This window comes from Stenotrophomonas sp. STEN056 (genome assembly GCF_056759635.1).
Genome location: NZ_JBRRDL010000004.1, coordinates 172,164 through 186,977, shown reverse-complemented (window position 1 = coordinate 186,977; position 14,814 = coordinate 172,164). Strand labels below are relative to the sequence as shown.

The 14,814-nt window shown below is 66.9% G+C and carries 11 protein-coding genes; 6 read left to right on the top strand and 5 right to left on the bottom strand.

Translation table 11 applies throughout. The features are described from left to right. Positions 1 to 43: 43 nt before the first annotated feature. The gene (locus ACVOLO_RS04125) at positions 44 to 1,363 is read right to left on the bottom strand and encodes a dicarboxylate/amino acid:cation symporter (protein WP_481569010.1); all 1,320 of its coding nucleotides are present in this window, start codon (positions 1,361 to 1,363) and stop codon (positions 44 to 46) included. Positions 1,364 to 1,513: 150 nt separating this feature from the next. Between ACVOLO_RS04125 and ACVOLO_RS04120 the strand changes: the two genes are divergently transcribed. From ACVOLO_RS04120 to ACVOLO_RS04100, 5 genes are all read left to right on the top strand, one after another. Further along, entirely contained in the window at positions 1,514 to 3,217 is a 1,704-nt protein-coding gene (locus tag ACVOLO_RS04120; RefSeq protein WP_481569009.1) for an alkaline phosphatase, read from the top strand. Beyond that, positions 3,214 to 3,762 carry a WG repeat-containing protein gene (locus ACVOLO_RS04115; RefSeq protein WP_481569008.1) on the top strand — a complete coding sequence of 183 codons (549 nt, stop codon included), beginning with the start codon at positions 3,214 to 3,216 and terminating at the stop codon, positions 3,760 to 3,762. Before ACVOLO_RS04120 ends, ACVOLO_RS04115 begins: the two co-directional genes overlap by 4 nt. Positions 3,763 to 3,891: 129 nt before the next feature. Beyond that, positions 3,892 to 5,190, top strand: coding sequence for a tRNA lysidine(34) synthetase TilS (gene tilS, locus ACVOLO_RS04110; protein WP_481569007.1), 1,299 nt, complete (start codon positions 3,892 to 3,894; stop codon positions 5,188 to 5,190). Positions 5,191 to 5,222: 32 nt separating this feature from the next. Then, positions 5,223 to 5,483 carry an exodeoxyribonuclease VII small subunit gene (locus ACVOLO_RS04105; RefSeq protein ID WP_481569006.1) on the top strand — a complete coding sequence of 87 codons (261 nt, stop codon included), beginning with the start codon at positions 5,223 to 5,225 and terminating at the stop codon, positions 5,481 to 5,483. Then, positions 5,473 to 6,351, top strand: coding sequence for a polyprenyl synthetase family protein (locus ACVOLO_RS04100; RefSeq protein ID WP_481569005.1), 879 nt, complete (start codon positions 5,473 to 5,475; stop codon positions 6,349 to 6,351). The genes ACVOLO_RS04105 and ACVOLO_RS04100 overlap by 11 nt, the downstream gene beginning before the upstream one ends. Before the next feature lie 122 nt (positions 6,352 to 6,473). Here ACVOLO_RS04100 and ACVOLO_RS04095 read toward each other — a convergent pair whose 3' ends face one another. Both ACVOLO_RS04095 and pmbA read right to left on the bottom strand, forming a co-directional pair. Then, positions 6,474 to 6,845: a DUF4870 domain-containing protein gene (locus ACVOLO_RS04095; RefSeq protein WP_481569004.1), complete on the bottom strand. Its 372-nt coding sequence runs from the start codon at positions 6,843 to 6,845 to the stop codon at positions 6,474 to 6,476. Between the two features lie 108 nt (positions 6,846 to 6,953). Then, a complete protein-coding gene (pmbA, locus tag ACVOLO_RS04090) occupies positions 6,954 to 8,321 on the bottom strand; it encodes a metalloprotease PmbA (RefSeq protein WP_481569003.1) in 1,368 nt (455 codons plus the stop codon). A 234-nt stretch (positions 8,322 to 8,555) separates the two neighbouring features. Between pmbA and yjgA the strand changes: the two genes are divergently transcribed. Beyond that, positions 8,556 to 9,155 (top strand): ribosome biogenesis factor YjgA, encoded by a 600-nt coding sequence (gene yjgA / locus ACVOLO_RS04085; RefSeq protein WP_481569002.1) that lies wholly within the window; start codon positions 8,556 to 8,558, stop codon positions 9,153 to 9,155. Between the two features lie 213 nt (positions 9,156 to 9,368). Here the strand turns inward: yjgA and tldD are convergent, their stop codons facing one another. Both tldD and ACVOLO_RS04075 read right to left on the bottom strand, forming a co-directional pair. Further along, positions 9,369 to 10,814 (bottom strand): metalloprotease TldD, encoded by a 1,446-nt coding sequence (gene tldD / locus ACVOLO_RS04080; RefSeq protein ID WP_481569001.1) that lies wholly within the window; start codon positions 10,812 to 10,814, stop codon positions 9,369 to 9,371. Between the two features lie 141 nt (positions 10,815 to 10,955). Further along, positions 10,956 to 14,777: a YhdP family protein gene (locus ACVOLO_RS04075; protein ID WP_481569000.1), complete on the bottom strand. Its 3,822-nt coding sequence runs from the start codon at positions 14,775 to 14,777 to the stop codon at positions 10,956 to 10,958. Between the last annotated feature and the right edge of the window lie 37 nt (positions 14,778 to 14,814).

Below are 14,814 nucleotides of genomic sequence, written 5' to 3'. Positions count from 1 at the left end.
AGGCCGGCAATGCCGGCCTTCGCGGTGTGTCGGTGCACGCGTATCAGCTGCGGGGGTCACCACCAACGCTGACCGTCCCGGCTGCGTCGTAGACCTGCTGGTCCAGCAGCCCGGTCTCCTTGGCCACGATCACCGGCACCACCATCTGCCCGGTGACATTGGTCATGGTGCGCATCATGTCCAGGATGCGGTCGATGGCGTACAGGTAGCCAATGGCTTCCAGCGGCAGGTTGGCCGCACTCAGCACCACCGTGGCCATCACCACCGCCGTGCCCGGCACGCCGGCAGTACCAAAACTGCCCAGCACCGAGGCAATCAACACCACCACGTATTGCTCGGGGGTCAACGGCACGCCGGTGTACTGGGCGATGAACACCGCACACAACGCCGGGTAGATGGCACCGCAGCCATCCATCTTGATGCTGGCCCCCAGCGGCACCGCGAACGAGGCGTAATCCTTGTTGACGCCCAGGTTGTCGGTGATCGAGCGCATTGCCGCCGGCATCGCCGCGAAGCTCGACGAGGCCACGAACGCCACCTGCATGCCCGGCGCCGCGCCCCGGAAGAACTTGATCGGGTTCAGCCCATGCGCCAGCAACAGGCCGCTGTAGACGATGACGATGTGCAGCGCGCACGCCACATACAGCGCCAGCACGAAATTACCCAGCGGCAGCAGCTTCTCGAAGCCATAGGTGCCGACCAGCCCGGCGATCAGGCCAAAGGTACCCAGCGGGGTCATCTCCAGCACGAAGCGGGTGACCTGGATCATGATCTCGCTCATCTGGCCGACCAGCTTGCGCGCCTCGCTGACCTTCTCGCCCAGCTTGACCATGGCAAAGCCCAGCAGGCCGGCAAAGAAGATCACCGGCAGGATCGAGCCCCGCCCGGCCGCCAGCACCGTTTCACCGGCAGCATTGACCCGCGTGCCGATGCCCGCCAGCGCATAGAACACATTGGACGGCACCACATCCATCAGCACCCGTGCCACCGACGGCACGTCGCGCGGCGTATAGGCGCTGTCCATGCTCAGCTTCAGCCCGCCGGTGCCCGGCTGCATCACCGTGCCCACTGCCAGGCCGATGCCCACCGCCAGCGCGGCGGTGATGATGAACCAGACAAAGGTCCGCCCACCCAGCGCAGCCACCGACTTCTGCCCATGCAGGGAGCTGATGGCGTTGATCACCGCGAAGAACACCAGCGGCACCGCGATCATCTTGATCAGGGTGACGTAGATCTCACCCAGCGGGCCGAACCAGGTTTCGGCAGCGGGTCCAAAGGCCCAGCCCGCCAGCGCACCAAGCACGAAGCCACCGACCACGCGCTGCCAGAAGGGAATCCGCAGCCAGGCAGATACCACGCTCATAAAGGAAATCCGGGAAACAAAATCGAGACATGCCACGATAACGCAAGCCTCGCCAGAGCACGATGCCGGCAGGGAAAAGCTGCGTGTCATATGCATGCCTTCTGGGCTTCCCCATAATGGCCCTCTGTCTTCACGCTGGTCTCACTACAGATGCAAAAAGCCACGTTCCTGTCCGCCGCCCTGTCCACCCTGCTGCTCGGCGCCTGCGCCAGCACCCCGTCCCCGTCCTTCAGTGCCGCCTCGGCGGTGGTCGTGGACGTGCCCCAGGTAGCGCACCCGGAAGGTGAAACCCCGCAGTGGTGGTACCGCGATGGCGCGGCCCGGGCCGCGGCCAATGGCGCCATGGCCGGCAAGGCCAAGAACGTGATCCTGTTCCTGGGCGACGGCATGAGCCTGACCACCGTGGCTGCCGCCCGCATCCTGGAAGGCCAGCGCAAGGGCAACCCGGGCGAAGAAAACCTGCTGTCCTGGGAGCGCTTCCCGGCCACGGCGTTCAGCAAGACCTACAACACCGATTCACAGACCCCCGATTCGGCCGGCACCATGACCGCCATCACCACCGGCGTGAAGACCCACATGGGTGCCATCGGCGTCAGCGCCGGCAGCCGCAACAACTGCGCCGACAGCCTCAACAAGGGCCTGCTGACCTGGTTGCAACTGGCCGACAGCGCCAACATGGCCACCGGCATCGTCTCCACCGCGCGCCTGACCCACGCCACCCCGGCGGCCACCTACGCGCACTCGCCCGAGCGCAACTGGGAAAACGACACGGATCTGCCCGAAGCGGCCAAGGCCGCCGGCTGCGCGGACATCGCCCAGCAGTTGCTGTCCACCTCGCGTTACGGTCGCGGCCCGCTGGTCGCGCTGGGCGGCGGTCGCGGCCAGTTCACCACCGTCAACGAGGAAGATCCGGAATATTCGGACAAGGTTGGCCTGCGCCTGGACGGCCGCAACCTGGTCGCCGAATGGCAGGCCGCCCACCCGCAGGGCGCCTATGTCTGGAACGCCGACCAGCTCAAGGCCGCAGCCAAAGCGCCGGCCCTGCTGGGCTTGTTCGAGCCGGACCACATGCAGTACGAGCATGACCGGCCCAAGGACCGCGGCGGCGAGCCTTCGCTGGCCGAACTCACCCGCGCCGCCATCGCCACGCTCTCCACGCACCAGGAAGGCTATGTGCTGATGGTGGAAGGCGCGCGCATCGACCATGCCAACCACAGCGGCAACGCCGCCCGCGCGCTGGGCGACACCATTGCCATGTCCGATGCGGTCAAGACCGCGGTGGATGCCACCTCGGCCGAGGACACCCTGATCATCGTCACCGCCGACCATTCGCACACGCTGAATTTCGTCGGCTACCCGGCACGCGGCAACCCCATCCTGGGCAAGGTCAAGGACAAGGGCGGTGAAGACGGCATGGGCGCACTGGACCTGGCCCGCGACGGCATGGGCATGCCGTACACCACGCTGAGCTACGCCAACGGCCCCGGTTACACCGGCGCCAGCAACCAGCAGCCGGCCGGCCCGAAGAAATTCCCGCATGGCCCCAGCAGCTTCGAGCAGGCCAACGGCCGCCCCGACCTGACCCACGTGGACACCGAGCACCCGGACTACATGCAGGAAGCGCTGGTGCCGTCCAAGAGTGAATCGCACGGCGGCGAAGATGTCGGCATCTGGGCACGCGGCCCCGGCAGCAAGGCGGTGCGCGGCACGATGGAGCAGAACACCCTGTATCACCTGATCGTGCAGGCCACCCCGCGCCTGCGCGAGCGGCTCTGTGCCGCGGCCACCTGCGACGCACAGGGCGTGCCGGTGGATCTGCCGCAGCCCAAGGACTTCGAGCGCAAGGCGCAATGACGTCGAAGCACGTGCGCACCTGCGTCGGGCCGGCGGCAACCTTGCTGTCGCTGGCCCTGCTTCCTCTTGTGGCCAGCGCCGGGGAGGCCTGCCACCGCCTGGACACCTCCGACTTCGCGGTGCTCGAGGGCTGTCAGCAAACCGCAGCGGGCAAGCTCAAACTGTCACCCTCCGCTCTGGCACAGCTCAATTACGACGAAGACGGCCTGGCCGCCCTGCAGGCCGGCAAACAGCACTATTACGTGCGTCGCGACGGCACCCACCTGGCGGTCATTACCTACGACAACGGCCCGGACTACTTCGAGGATGGCCTCACCCGGGCCAGGATTGACGGCCGGATCGGCTACTTCAATGTCCAGTTGCGCCCGGCGTTCGTTGAGCGCTTCAGCTGGGGCTTTCCGTTCCAGAACGGCATCGCCGAAGTCTGCAACGGCTGCAGGGAAGGCCCGCCGGACGAAACCGAGCACACTTCCATGATCGGAGGCACGCATTTCCGCATTGACCGGCACGGCAGGCGCCTGCCGGATGCAGCAACGCCCTTGTAAGACCTGCGACCTGCCACCCGCAGGTCGCGCATCTACCCTCGCCCCGCCAAGCAACGCGCCCGCAACAGGCGCAGCGGACAGGCGCACGAATTGCGGTTGCCCTGGCCCACACCGATACTCGGCACCGCCATGAAGTCGCTTCCGCCCTCCCTGCTCGACGCTGCAAGCGACCACCCCGTGCTGGTTGGCTTCAGTGGCGGGCTGGACTCCACCGCACTGCTTCATCTTCTCTCCCATGCGGCTGCGCGTGCGCCCGGCAGCCTGCGCGCGGTGCACGTCCATCACGGGCTGCAGGCACAGGCCGATGCGTGGGAGCAGCATTGCCGCAGCATCTGCACGCAATGGAACATCCCGCTGCAGGTGATCCGTGTCGAAGTTGCCCGCGACAGCGGCGACGGCCTGGAAGCGGCCGCACGCACGGCACGTCATGCCGCCTTCAAGGCACAGCTGCAGCAAGGCGAGTGGCTGGCACTGGCCCACCACCAGGACGACCAGGCCGAAACCTTCCTGCTGCGTGCATTGCGCGGGTCCGGTGTCGATGGCCTTGCCGCGATGCGTGAACTGCGTGCATTCGGCAACGGGCAGTTGTGGCGTCCGTTGCTGTCGGTTTCCCGTACCGCGCTGGAAGCCTACGCACAGCATCACCGGCTGCAGTGGATCGACGACCCCAGCAATGACAGCGACGGCTTTGATCGCAACTTCCTGCGCCTGCAGGTGCTGCCGCTGCTACGCGAACGCTGGCCGCATGCAGCCGCAGCGATGGCACGCAGCGCCGCGTTGGCCAGCGACGCCAACGCGTTGCTTGAGCAACAGGATGGGGATGACCTGCAAACCTGCCTGCGCACCGGCGATACGCTTTCCGTCGCCGCATTGATGCAACTGGCCGATGCCCGCCAATCGCGTGTACTGCGGCGCTGGGCCCACCATTGCAAGCTGCCACCGCTGCCGGCCAACGGCGTGCACAGCATCCAGCAGCACGTTCTACAGGCCGCAGACGACCAGCAGGCCGAATTCCGCTGGGGCAAGGTAAAAATCGTGCGCTGGCGCGGGCACCTGCATGCGCTAGCGCCGCTGCCGCATTGGCCGCCGGGCTGGCAGGCGCAATGGGACGGCCGCCAGGCTATGCAGTTGCCCGATGGCGCGAGCCTGTCGTTGCACGGCGCTGACACCTTCGACAAACCGCTCACGCTGCGCCAACGCCAGGGCGGCGAGCGCATCCAATTGCCCGGCCGCGAGCATTCACATTCGCTCAAGCACTGCCTGCAGTCTTCCGACACACCGCCGTGGCTGCGCCCGCAGCTGCCGCTGCTCTGCGATGGCGAGACGGTGCTGGCGGCGGGTGATCGCATCGTTTCTGCAGCGCTGCAGCACTGGCTGCAGGCGCATGGCGCGCGGCTGCAGTGGCAACCGCCAGATCCGGTGAATTGACCCTTTCCCGCTGGCCGCTCACACTTGCCCCCATGCCCAAGAAGTCCCCCAACGAAGCCTCGCCGGTTGCCCACTTCGAGCAGTCGCTCGACGAACTGGAACTGCTGGTAGAGAAGATGGAAGCCGGCGATCTGAGCCTTGAGCAGTCGCTGGCCGCCTATGAACGCGGTGTCGGCCTGTATCGCCAGTGCCAACAGGCGCTGGAGCAGGCCGAACTGCGCGTGCGCCTGCTCACCGATCCCGCCCAGCCGGAAAAATCCGAGCCGTTCGACAGCATTGGCAATGACGACTGACGCCCTGTTGGCTGCCTGGCAGCACCGTACCGAACAGCAACTGCAACGCGCCCTGCCCGCTCCCGACACCGCCCCCCAAGGCCTGCACCAGGCCATGCGCTACGCGGCGCTGGGCGGCGGCAAGCGCATGCGTCCGCTGCTGGTATACGCCGCCGGCCATGTGTTTGGTGCCGACGATTCGCGCCTGGATGCCGCCGCTGTTGCGGTCGAGCTGATCCACGCCTATTCACTGGTGCACGACGACCTGCCCGCCATGGACGACGACGATCTGCGTCGCGGCCGCCCCACCACCCACATCGCATTCGACGAAGCCACCGCCATCCTCGCCGGTGACGCCCTGCAGACCCGCGCCTTTGAAGTGCTGGCAGAGGCCGAGTTGCCGGCAACGCTTGCGCTGGCATGCCTGCGCACCCTGGCCAGTGCCTCCGGTGCCGGCGGCATGTGTGGCGGCCAGGCGCTGGATATCGACGCTACCGGCCATCAGCAGCCACTGGCCGACCTCAAGCGCATGCATGCACTGAAAACCGGCGCACTGATCCGCGCGGCGGTACGCATGGGCGCGCTGTGCGGCAATGCCAGCGACGCCGAGCTTGTCCAGTTGGATACCTTTGCCGACACGCTGGGCCTGGCCTTCCAGGTGCGCGACGACATCCTCGACGTGGAAGCCAGCTCCGAGCAGCTCGGCAAGACCGCCGGCAAGGACCAGGCCCAGGACAAGTCCACCTTCCCCTCGCTGCTGGGCATGGACGGCGCCAAGGCCACGCTCGACGAACTGGCCAACGCCATGCAGGCCACGCTTGCACCCTTCGGTGATCGCGCGCGCGCGCTGTCGGCACTGGGCGAACTGACCGTCAAGCGATCGCACTGATCCGGGCCCACCCTTGGCCCGGGTACGGCGCAGGCAGCGCCCGGCCCTGCAACATCGGGGGTTCACCCGACAGAAACAAAAAAGCCCGGGAATCCCGGGCTTTTTTGTTACCTATGCGCTGATTACTTGATCAGGCGCAGGGTGATCGGATAGCGATAGGTCTCGCCCTTGTTCGCAGCCAGGCCAGCGATGATGGCGAACACCACGCAGGCAACCCAGGCAACGGCATAGGTCAGGAAACCAATCAGCACCACCATCAACACGCCGCTGATGAAGTAGGCAATCAGCAGGGTGATCTGGAAGTTCAGCGCTTCCTTGGAGTTCTCGTTGAGGAAAGCCTTTTCCGGCTTGTCCTTGTTGATCAGCCACACGATCAACGGAACGATGAAGCTGAAAAAGATGCCTGACAGGTGCACCAGCATCGCCAGCGAGTTGTCGCCTGAAGTGTCGGTGCCTGCCGGCGGCGGCGGCGGATTGTTCTGATAGTCGCTCATTGCGTCCCCGAGATCCTTGTTGTGGGTTGAGATGTACTACGGCTTAGCCGCCATAAGGATGACGCCTAAATCGAGATAAGAATAGTCCGATCCTATTAAAAAGGCGCGTCAATCGTTACCCGCGACCGTCATCTTGCCCACCAGGATCGAGCCGACGGACACATGCGAGCGCGGATCGACGTCCGTACCCACCGCCTCAATGGCCGCAAACATCTGCTTGAGGTTGCCGGCGATGGTGATGCCATCCACCGGGTAGGCGATCTGGCCGTTCTCCACCCAGAAGCCGGCCGCACCGCGCGAATAGTCACCCGTGATGCCGTTCACACCCTGCCCCATCAGCTCGGTCACCAGCAGGCCGGTACCCATGCCGGACAGCAGCGACGCACGGTCTCCGGCATTGGCCGCCACCTGCAGGTTGTGCACGCCGCCGGCATTTGCGGTGGTCTTCAGGCCCAAACGGCGCGCCGAGTAGCTGCCCAGGATGTAGCGCTGCAGCACGCCGTCGGTGATCAGCGCCGAATTGCGCGTGGCCACGCCTTCGCCATCGAAGCTGCTCGACCGCAGGCCGCGCGCCAGCAGCGGCATTTCATTGATGGCAAACCAGTCCGGGAAAAGGCGGGTGCCGATGCTGTCGAGCAGGAAGCTGGCGCGGCGGTACAGGGCGCCGCCGGAGACCGCCCCAAGCAGGTGCCCCACCAGCGAGCGCGCGGTTTCCGCGGCAAACAGCACCTGCACCTCGCCGGTCGGCAGCGAGCGCGGCTGCAGACGCGACACCGTCCGCTCGGCCGCCAGCCGGCCGACCAGGGCCGCGTCCTGCAGGTCTTCCCGCGCCAGCGCGCTGGTGTACCAGCCATCGCGCTGCATGCCATCGCCCTGGCCGGCGATCAGCGCGCAGCCGATGGAATGGTGGCTGCTGCGTTCACGGCCGATGAACCCGTGCGAGTTGGCGTACACGGACAGGCTCTGCGCGGTGGCCGCCGAGGCACCATCGGAGTTGCTGATGCGGCTGTCGGCCGAACGCCCCGCAGCCTCACAGGCCAGCGCCAGGTCCAAAGCCTGGTCGGCACTGAGCGCCCACGGGTGCCAGCCGTCCAGGTCCGGGAACTGCGTGGCCATCAATTCGGCATCGGCCAGGCCAGCGGCCGGGTCATCTTCGGTATGGCGGGCAATGGCGCAGGCCTGGGCCACGGTGGCGTCCAGGCTGGACTCCTGCAGATCCGCCGTGCTGGCACTGCCCTTGCGCTGGCCGAAATACACGGTCACGGCGATGCCACGGTCGTGGGTGGATTCCACGGTTTCCACTTCGCCCAGACGCACGTTCACATCCAGCCCGCGCTCCTCGCTGCAGCTGACCTCGGCCTGCGTGGCGCCCAGCGCGCGGGCCTTCTCCAGCAGCCGTTGCGAGATGCCGGCCAGTTGTTCCAGGCGCGGCAGGCTGTCATCGGCCGTGGTGTCGTGGGTGGTAATGGCGTTCAATGCTTTATCCTTGTTGGCCGAATCCCTTCACACAACCCGGCGTAGCCTGCCCGGGCGGGGTGCGGATCCTTTGCGAAGAGCCGGCCAGCATGGCCGGGCTCAAGAATGTGATGCGAGCGCTTCGCACGGTTCCGGTCAGATCTGGCCGGCACCCGAAGATGCGAATTTCTCGCGCAACCCCGGCCATTCGTGACCGGATCTCTCAACAACTGAAGTTTAGTGGGTAGCAGTACGATGCGCGGACGCGACCAAGAAACCGGCGAATATTTGGGCGAAAGCCGCAGCCAGAACCGGCGCGATGCGCTGGAAGTGCTGGCGCTGGGCGAAAAACTGGTGGAACTGACGCCGGCCCAGCTGGCCCGCCTGCCGATTCCCGAAGGCCTGCTGGAACACATCGAATACACCAAGCGCATCACCTCGCACGGTGCCCGTAAGCGCCAGCTGGCCTTCCTGGCCAAGCAGATGCGCCGCGAGGAAGACGAGACGCTGGAAGCCATCCGTGATGCATTGGATGCCAACAGTGAAACCTCACGCCGCGAAGTGGCCATCATGCACCGCATGGAACGCTGGCGTGAGCGCCTGCTGGCCGAAGGCGATGTCGCCCTGGCCGAGCTGCTGGACGAACACCCCGAAGCCGACCGCCAGGAACTGCGCACGCTGGTGCGCAACGCGCTGGCCGAAAAGGCCAAGAACAAGCCGCCGCGCGCCTACCGCGAGATCTACCAGGTATTGCGCGGGTTGATGCTTGCGCCAGTACTGAGCGCGGCTGCAGAGCTTGGCGGCGATGATGATGACGATGCTGCTGATGATGTGGAAGGCGACGAGCAGGATTGATCTGGGTTGAGGGGCTTTGCTGCGGGTTTGGTTCTGTAGCGAAAAGCTCCCCCTCATCCGCCCCTTCGGGGCACCTTCTCCCGCTCGCGGGAGAAGGGAGTGCTGGCCTTTGGGGCTAGCCCGGATTTCGCTCAAACAGCTGTGATCCAGTCCCTTCTCCCGCCTGCGGGAGAAGGTGCCCGCAGGGCGGATGAGGGCCGCCTCAAAGCACCCTCAAGCCTGCGTACCACCCACCGTCAGCCCATCGATCAACAACGACGGCTGGCCGACACCGACCGGCACGCTCTGGCCGTCCTTGCCGCAGATGCCCACGCCTTCGTCCAGCGCCAGATCGTTGCCGATCATGCGCACCTTCTGCATTGTCTCCGGGCCGTTGCCGATCAGCGTGGCGCCCTTCACCGGCGCAGTGATCCTGCCGTCTTCGATCAGGTAGGCCTCGGTTGCGGAGAACACGTACTTGCCGCTGGTGATGTCCACCTGGCCGCCGCCGAAGTTCACCGCGTACAAGCCCTTCTTCACCGAACGGATCATCTCCTGCGGGTCGTGGTTGCCGGCGCGCATGTAGGTGTTGGTCATGCGCGGCATGGTCATGTGCGCGAATGATTCACGACGGCCGTTGCCGGTGGGCTCCACCCCCATCAGGCGGGCGTTGAGCGTGTCCTGCATGTAGCCGACCAGGATGCCGTCCTCGATCAGCGTGGTGCATTGGGTGGGCGTGCCTTCGTCGTCGATGTTGAGCGAGCCACGGCGGCCGTCCAGGGTGCCGTCATCGACAATGGTCACGCCCGGGGAGGCCACGCGCTCGCCGACGCGCCCTGCGTAGACGCTGGTGCCCTTGCGGTTGAAGTCACCTTCCAGACCATGGCCGACCGCTTCGTGCAACAGCACACCGGGCCAGCCCGGGCCGAGCACCACCGGCATCACCCCGGCCGGGGCCGGGACTGCTTCCAGGTTGACCAGCGCCTGCCGCAACGCTTCGCGGGCGAAGCCTTCGGGACGGTCGCCGGCAAACAGTTCGTCGTAGCTGTAACGACCGCCGCCACCGGAATAACCGGATTCGCGGCGCCCGTTCTGCTCAACGATCACCTGCACGTTCAGCCGCACCAGCGGCCGCACGTCGGCGGCCAGCACGCCGTCACTGCGCGCGATCAGCACCGTATCCACGCCGCCGGACAGGCTCACCATCACCTGCTGCACGCGCGGGTCCGCTGCGCGCAGGTAGCGGTCCAGGCGCTTGAGCACCTCGACTTTGGCTTCATTGCCGATGCTGTCCACCGGGTCCAATGCCGGATACAGCGCGCGCCCCGCTCCACGCACCAGCGCGCGCACGTCCTGCGCACCGCCATCGCGGGAGATGGCGCGGGCCGACTGTGCAGCGGCCAGCAGTGCAGCCGGCTGGATGTCGTCGGAATAGGCGAAGCCGGTTTTCTCGCCGGAGATGGCACGCACGCCAACGCCCTGTTCGATGGAATGGGCACCGTCCTTGACGATGCCGTCCTCCACGCTCCAGCTCTCGCGGCGCGAATGCTGGAAGTACAGGTCGCCAAAATCGATACCCGGCCCCAGCAGGGTGCCGAAGGTACGTTCCAGGCGGTTGGCGTCCAGCCCGGCGGGCAGCAGCAGGCGGGTTTCGGCGAGCGTGAGGGCGTTGTCGGTCATGTCATTCCAGATGGGGGCCGGGCCTGCGCTTCGCAAGCTGGCGGGGCAATCGGAGGGCGCTGCACGCCCCGGAAATACAGGGCGCGCAGCGCAAGCGCGGGGTGCTCAGCGGCTCCAACGATGAGGTGTGGGCACAGCGTGTCAGGGACCGGCGGCAGATGGCGTGATTACCGGCGGCGTGCGCGGCGTGTCGCGGTCGATCACTTCCACCTTGGGGTCTTTCCAGGGCCCGGTGACCTTGTAGGTCTTGGAGCCGATTTCACCCAGCGGCTTGCCCAACACGGCATTGGCGGCGGCACCCACGGCCGCGCCGACTGGCCCACCGGCCACGGCACCGACCACGGTCAGCAGGTTGCCCGAGCGCGGGTTGACGTCGATGGTCTGGTCGAACTGCTGGCTGCGCAGGTCGGTCTGGCCGCGGATGGTGATGTTGGCCGCCGGCGCCTCGATGGCGATCTTGTCGGTGCTGGCCATGCCGCCGTCAAACCGCACCGCGCCTTCGACATGGTTGAAGGCCAGGCCCTTGGAGAACAGATCGCGGAAATCCAGCATCAGCCGCCGCGGCAACTGCGCCACGCTGAGCAGGCCCAATACGCGGCCCGCGCCGGGTTCCACTTCCAACAGCTGGCCGTTGCGCACGTTCATGCTCAGGCCGCCCTCAAGCTGGGCCAGGCTGAATGCCATCGGCGCGGCGTTCCAGCCAGCCTGCAGCTGAATCTGGCCCTGCCCGCCACGCACCTGCCCGGCATAACCCAGCCGTTGCATCAGGTCGCCCAGGTCTTCGGTCTGCACATTGGCCGTGGCCTCGGTACGGGCCTGCGCGCCCATGCCGCGCCACTGGCCCTGCACATCGATGGTCTGCTTGGGGGCGCGGATCTGCAGTTCCTGCACGCGCAGGCCATCAGCCAGCGGCTGGGTCCGCAGACGGGTCTGGCCCAGCTTCACCGCGCCGAACTCCAGGTCTTCAACATCCAAGGCCAGCGGCGGGATCCTGGCCGGATTGACCGGCGCCATCGGCGTATCGGCGGCTTCAACCGCTGCGGCCTTGGCTGCTTGCCAGTGCACGCGCTCAAGCTGGCCGCTGACGGTGGCGCCGTCGGCCTGCGGAATATGCAGCTTGCCGGCCAGCGCCGGGCCATCGAGCTGCACTGCCACCGCATCGGCGCCGGGACGCAGTTGCAGGCGCGTCTGCGGGAAGCGCCCACCGATCAACAACAGCTGGTCGGCCAGCACATCCACCTGTTTCAGCGCCAGGCCGTCCTTGTCCTGCGTGCTGTCGCCACCACGCGCCAGGCTGATCCACTCCAGCGCGTCCAGCGAGGGGGTGCGGCCGTTGACCACCAGGCCATCGGCCGGCGGTTCGTGATCCACGCGGTCGCTGCCCATCGTGACCTGCACGCCGGTCTTGCCGTTCTGGCTGCGTGCGGCCAGGGCCATCAACTTGCCGAACGCCACGTCGATGCGGCCGCTGCCCATCGGCAAGGCCGCCTGCACGGTGGTCGGCAATGCGTCACCGGCCGGCTTGTCCAATGGCGCTGGCAACTGCAGACGCGTGCCCTGCAGGTCCGAATGCAGGGTCAGCAGCGTTGGCGGCGCAACCCGGCTACCCGTGGCCACCTTGGGCAAAGTGACCCCCACGGTCCAACTGGAGGTGCCGTGCACATATGGCTTGAGCCAGCCCAGCTCGGGCGCACGATCCAGCAGATTGCCAGCATCCAATGCCGCAGTGAGTTCGGCCTCGAAGGCATGGGCCGGATTCCTGACCGGATCACCGGCGCGCAACGCCAACACGCCATCGCGCTCCTGATGACGCACCTGCAAGGCCGGGGCATCAAAGCCATTGCCGCCGTACTGCACCTTGCCGCGCACGTTGTCGAACTGCAGATCCCAGCGTTTGTCGGCCAGCCGCGCACCGCGCAGATCAACCTCGCCCTGCAGGCGGCTGGCGCCGCCGCCTCGGTGCAACGGCAGCTGCAGGTCGAAAGTCACACCGGCGGCCCCGGACACAGCCAGGTTGTCCAGGGTCTCGCCATAGGTGGCCTGCAACGGACTCTGCTTCAACATCGCCAGCAGATGACTGCCATCGTCCACCGTGTTGGCCCCCACGTGCAGCAGCGACTCGTGGAAATCAGCAATACCTGCCTGCATCCGGTCGATCTTCACACCGGCCAGTTCGCCCCTGCCCTGCAGCTCGAAGCCATTGGCGATGAAGTTGATGTCCGCATCCACCTGCCGCATCACCGGCCAATCCTCGTGGAAGCGGATGCTGCCGCGCTCGATATGCCCACCGGCCTCGAAGCGGCCATCGTGGTTGTCGAAGGGCCAGTCGTCCAGGTCACCGACCGACAGGCCGGTAGCGCCGCGCAGGGTGCCGTCCACCAGCGCGGCGTCCAGCCAGTCCACGGCGGCCTGGCTCATGCTCGAGCGCACCCAGAAGCGCTTGGCTGCGGTCAACGGTACGTCGTCGATGTTGGCCGCCAGGCTCATCCATGGCCGCGTGCCATCGCCCTGGAACCACATGCTGCCGCGCACATCGGCGGCATAGTCCGTGCCTTGCACGCGCAAGGCCGGGGTCCCCACCTGCCAGCCGGCACCCTCGCGCCAGCCGATCAGTTCGCCCGACAGGCGCAGTTCGTGTGGCACGCCAAATCCCGTGGGCCAGTCAAAACGCACTTCGTGGTCAGGCTGCAAGGCCAGCGACACCGCCTGGGCATCCCCCTCGAAGCGACCACGCAGACCGCTCAGGCCAGGGCTTTTGCCCACCGCGGTGAAACTGGCATCGAGCAATTGACCATCGGCACGCAGTGGGCCATCGGCGTCACCGGCAATGTTGACGTCGGCAAAGCGCAGCCGCGGCCGCGACTGGTGCAGCCAGTGCCGCAGGTCAGGGGCCAACCGCTCGCTCAGTGCTGCCACCCGCAGCAGCGGCCCGGCATCGAGCTGTTTGCCCTGCAAGGCAAAGTGCTTGCCTCCGGCCAGCAGCAGGCCGTCCAGCACCTGCTGGGGATCGCCGTTCTCCGTGATGCGCAGCAAGGGGGCATCCAGGCGCCAGCCGCCATCGATGGCTTGCCAGCGTGCCCGCAGCCGCAGGTTGCTGAAGCCCGCCGTGGGGGCCTGCGTCGCGGCCTGCAAGGGCGCACCGGACAACTGCACGTCCTCAAGCTCACCTTCGGCGGTGACGGCGACCACGCGGTGGTCCTGCAAGCGTACCCAGCCATTCAATTCACCCTTGCCCTGCCGCACCTGCACACCGGCAAAGCGCAGCAACGGCGACCATGCGGCGAGGTCGGCCGGTTTGGCCGACAGCCAAGCCTGCCCTTCGCCACGTTCCCGCTGGAAATCCAGCACTGCGGTCAACGGCGGTGCGCCGGTGTCGATCCAGCCTTTGGCCCCGACCCGCAGGCGCTGGCCGTCCACGCGCAGGCGCAGATCCACGCGCGGGATGCGGGCCTGCACGCCGATGGATGGCGCTGCTATCTGCAACTGCCCGCCGATGACCTGCAACTCGCCCAGCCGCCGCAGCGCGTCGAGCGGATCGCCGCCGCTGTCGGCGCTGGGCAGGCCGCGCACCGACCAACGCCCGTCATCGGCGCGCTGCAGGGTCAGGCTCAGGCCACGCAGCCGCAGCTCGGTCAACGGCGCGCCCGGCAGCAGGCCGGAATACATGGCCACCAGCACTTCCGCCTGGCCCACTCGTACGCCACCGCCGCTGCCGATACGCAGGCCATCAAGCTGCAGCAGCGGGCCGCGACGGGTCCAGCGCGTGCCCAGCCGATCAAAGGCCACCGGCTGCCCTGCACGTTCACTCAGCCAGGCCGCGACCTTGTCCGGGTGCGACTCCACCACCGGCAACAGCTGGCTGAGCGTGCCGACCAACAAGGCAACGCCCACCAGCACGAGCGCCAGTGCAAACAGCACATGACGTCGAAGATGCCGCAAACGGTGGTGCCACAGGGTGGTCATTCGCCAACGCCGCCCTCCACCACGGAAGCGGGGCCTC

Excerpts from the sequence above, each read along its gene's own strand:
- tilS (WP_481569007.1), top strand. The coding sequence starts at position 3,892 with ATGAAGTCGCTTCCGCCCTCCCTGCTCGACGCTGCAAGCGACCACCCC.
- ACVOLO_RS04115 (WP_481569008.1), top strand. The coding sequence starts at position 3,214 with ATGACGTCGAAGCACGTGCGCACCTGCGTCGGGCCGGCGGCAACCTTG.
- ACVOLO_RS04120 (WP_481569009.1), top strand. The coding sequence starts at position 1,514 with ATGCAAAAAGCCACGTTCCTGTCCGCCGCCCTGTCCACCCTGCTGCTC.
- ACVOLO_RS04105 (WP_481569006.1), top strand. The coding sequence starts at position 5,223 with ATGCCCAAGAAGTCCCCCAACGAAGCCTCGCCGGTTGCCCACTTCGAG.
- ACVOLO_RS04125 (WP_481569010.1), bottom strand. The coding sequence starts at position 1,363 with ATGAGCGTGGTATCTGCCTGGCTGCGGATTCCCTTCTGGCAGCGCGTG.
- ACVOLO_RS04100 (WP_481569005.1), top strand. The coding sequence starts at position 5,473 with ATGACGACTGACGCCCTGTTGGCTGCCTGGCAGCACCGTACCGAACAG.
- ACVOLO_RS04075 (WP_481569000.1), bottom strand. The coding sequence starts at position 14,777 with ATGACCACCCTGTGGCACCACCGTTTGCGGCATCTTCGACGTCATGTG.
- tldD (WP_481569001.1), bottom strand. The coding sequence starts at position 10,814 with ATGACCGACAACGCCCTCACGCTCGCCGAAACCCGCCTGCTGCTGCCC.
- yjgA (WP_481569002.1), top strand. The coding sequence starts at position 8,556 with ATGCGCGGACGCGACCAAGAAACCGGCGAATATTTGGGCGAAAGCCGC.
- ACVOLO_RS04095 (WP_481569004.1), bottom strand. The coding sequence starts at position 6,845 with ATGAGCGACTATCAGAACAATCCGCCGCCGCCGCCGGCAGGCACCGAC.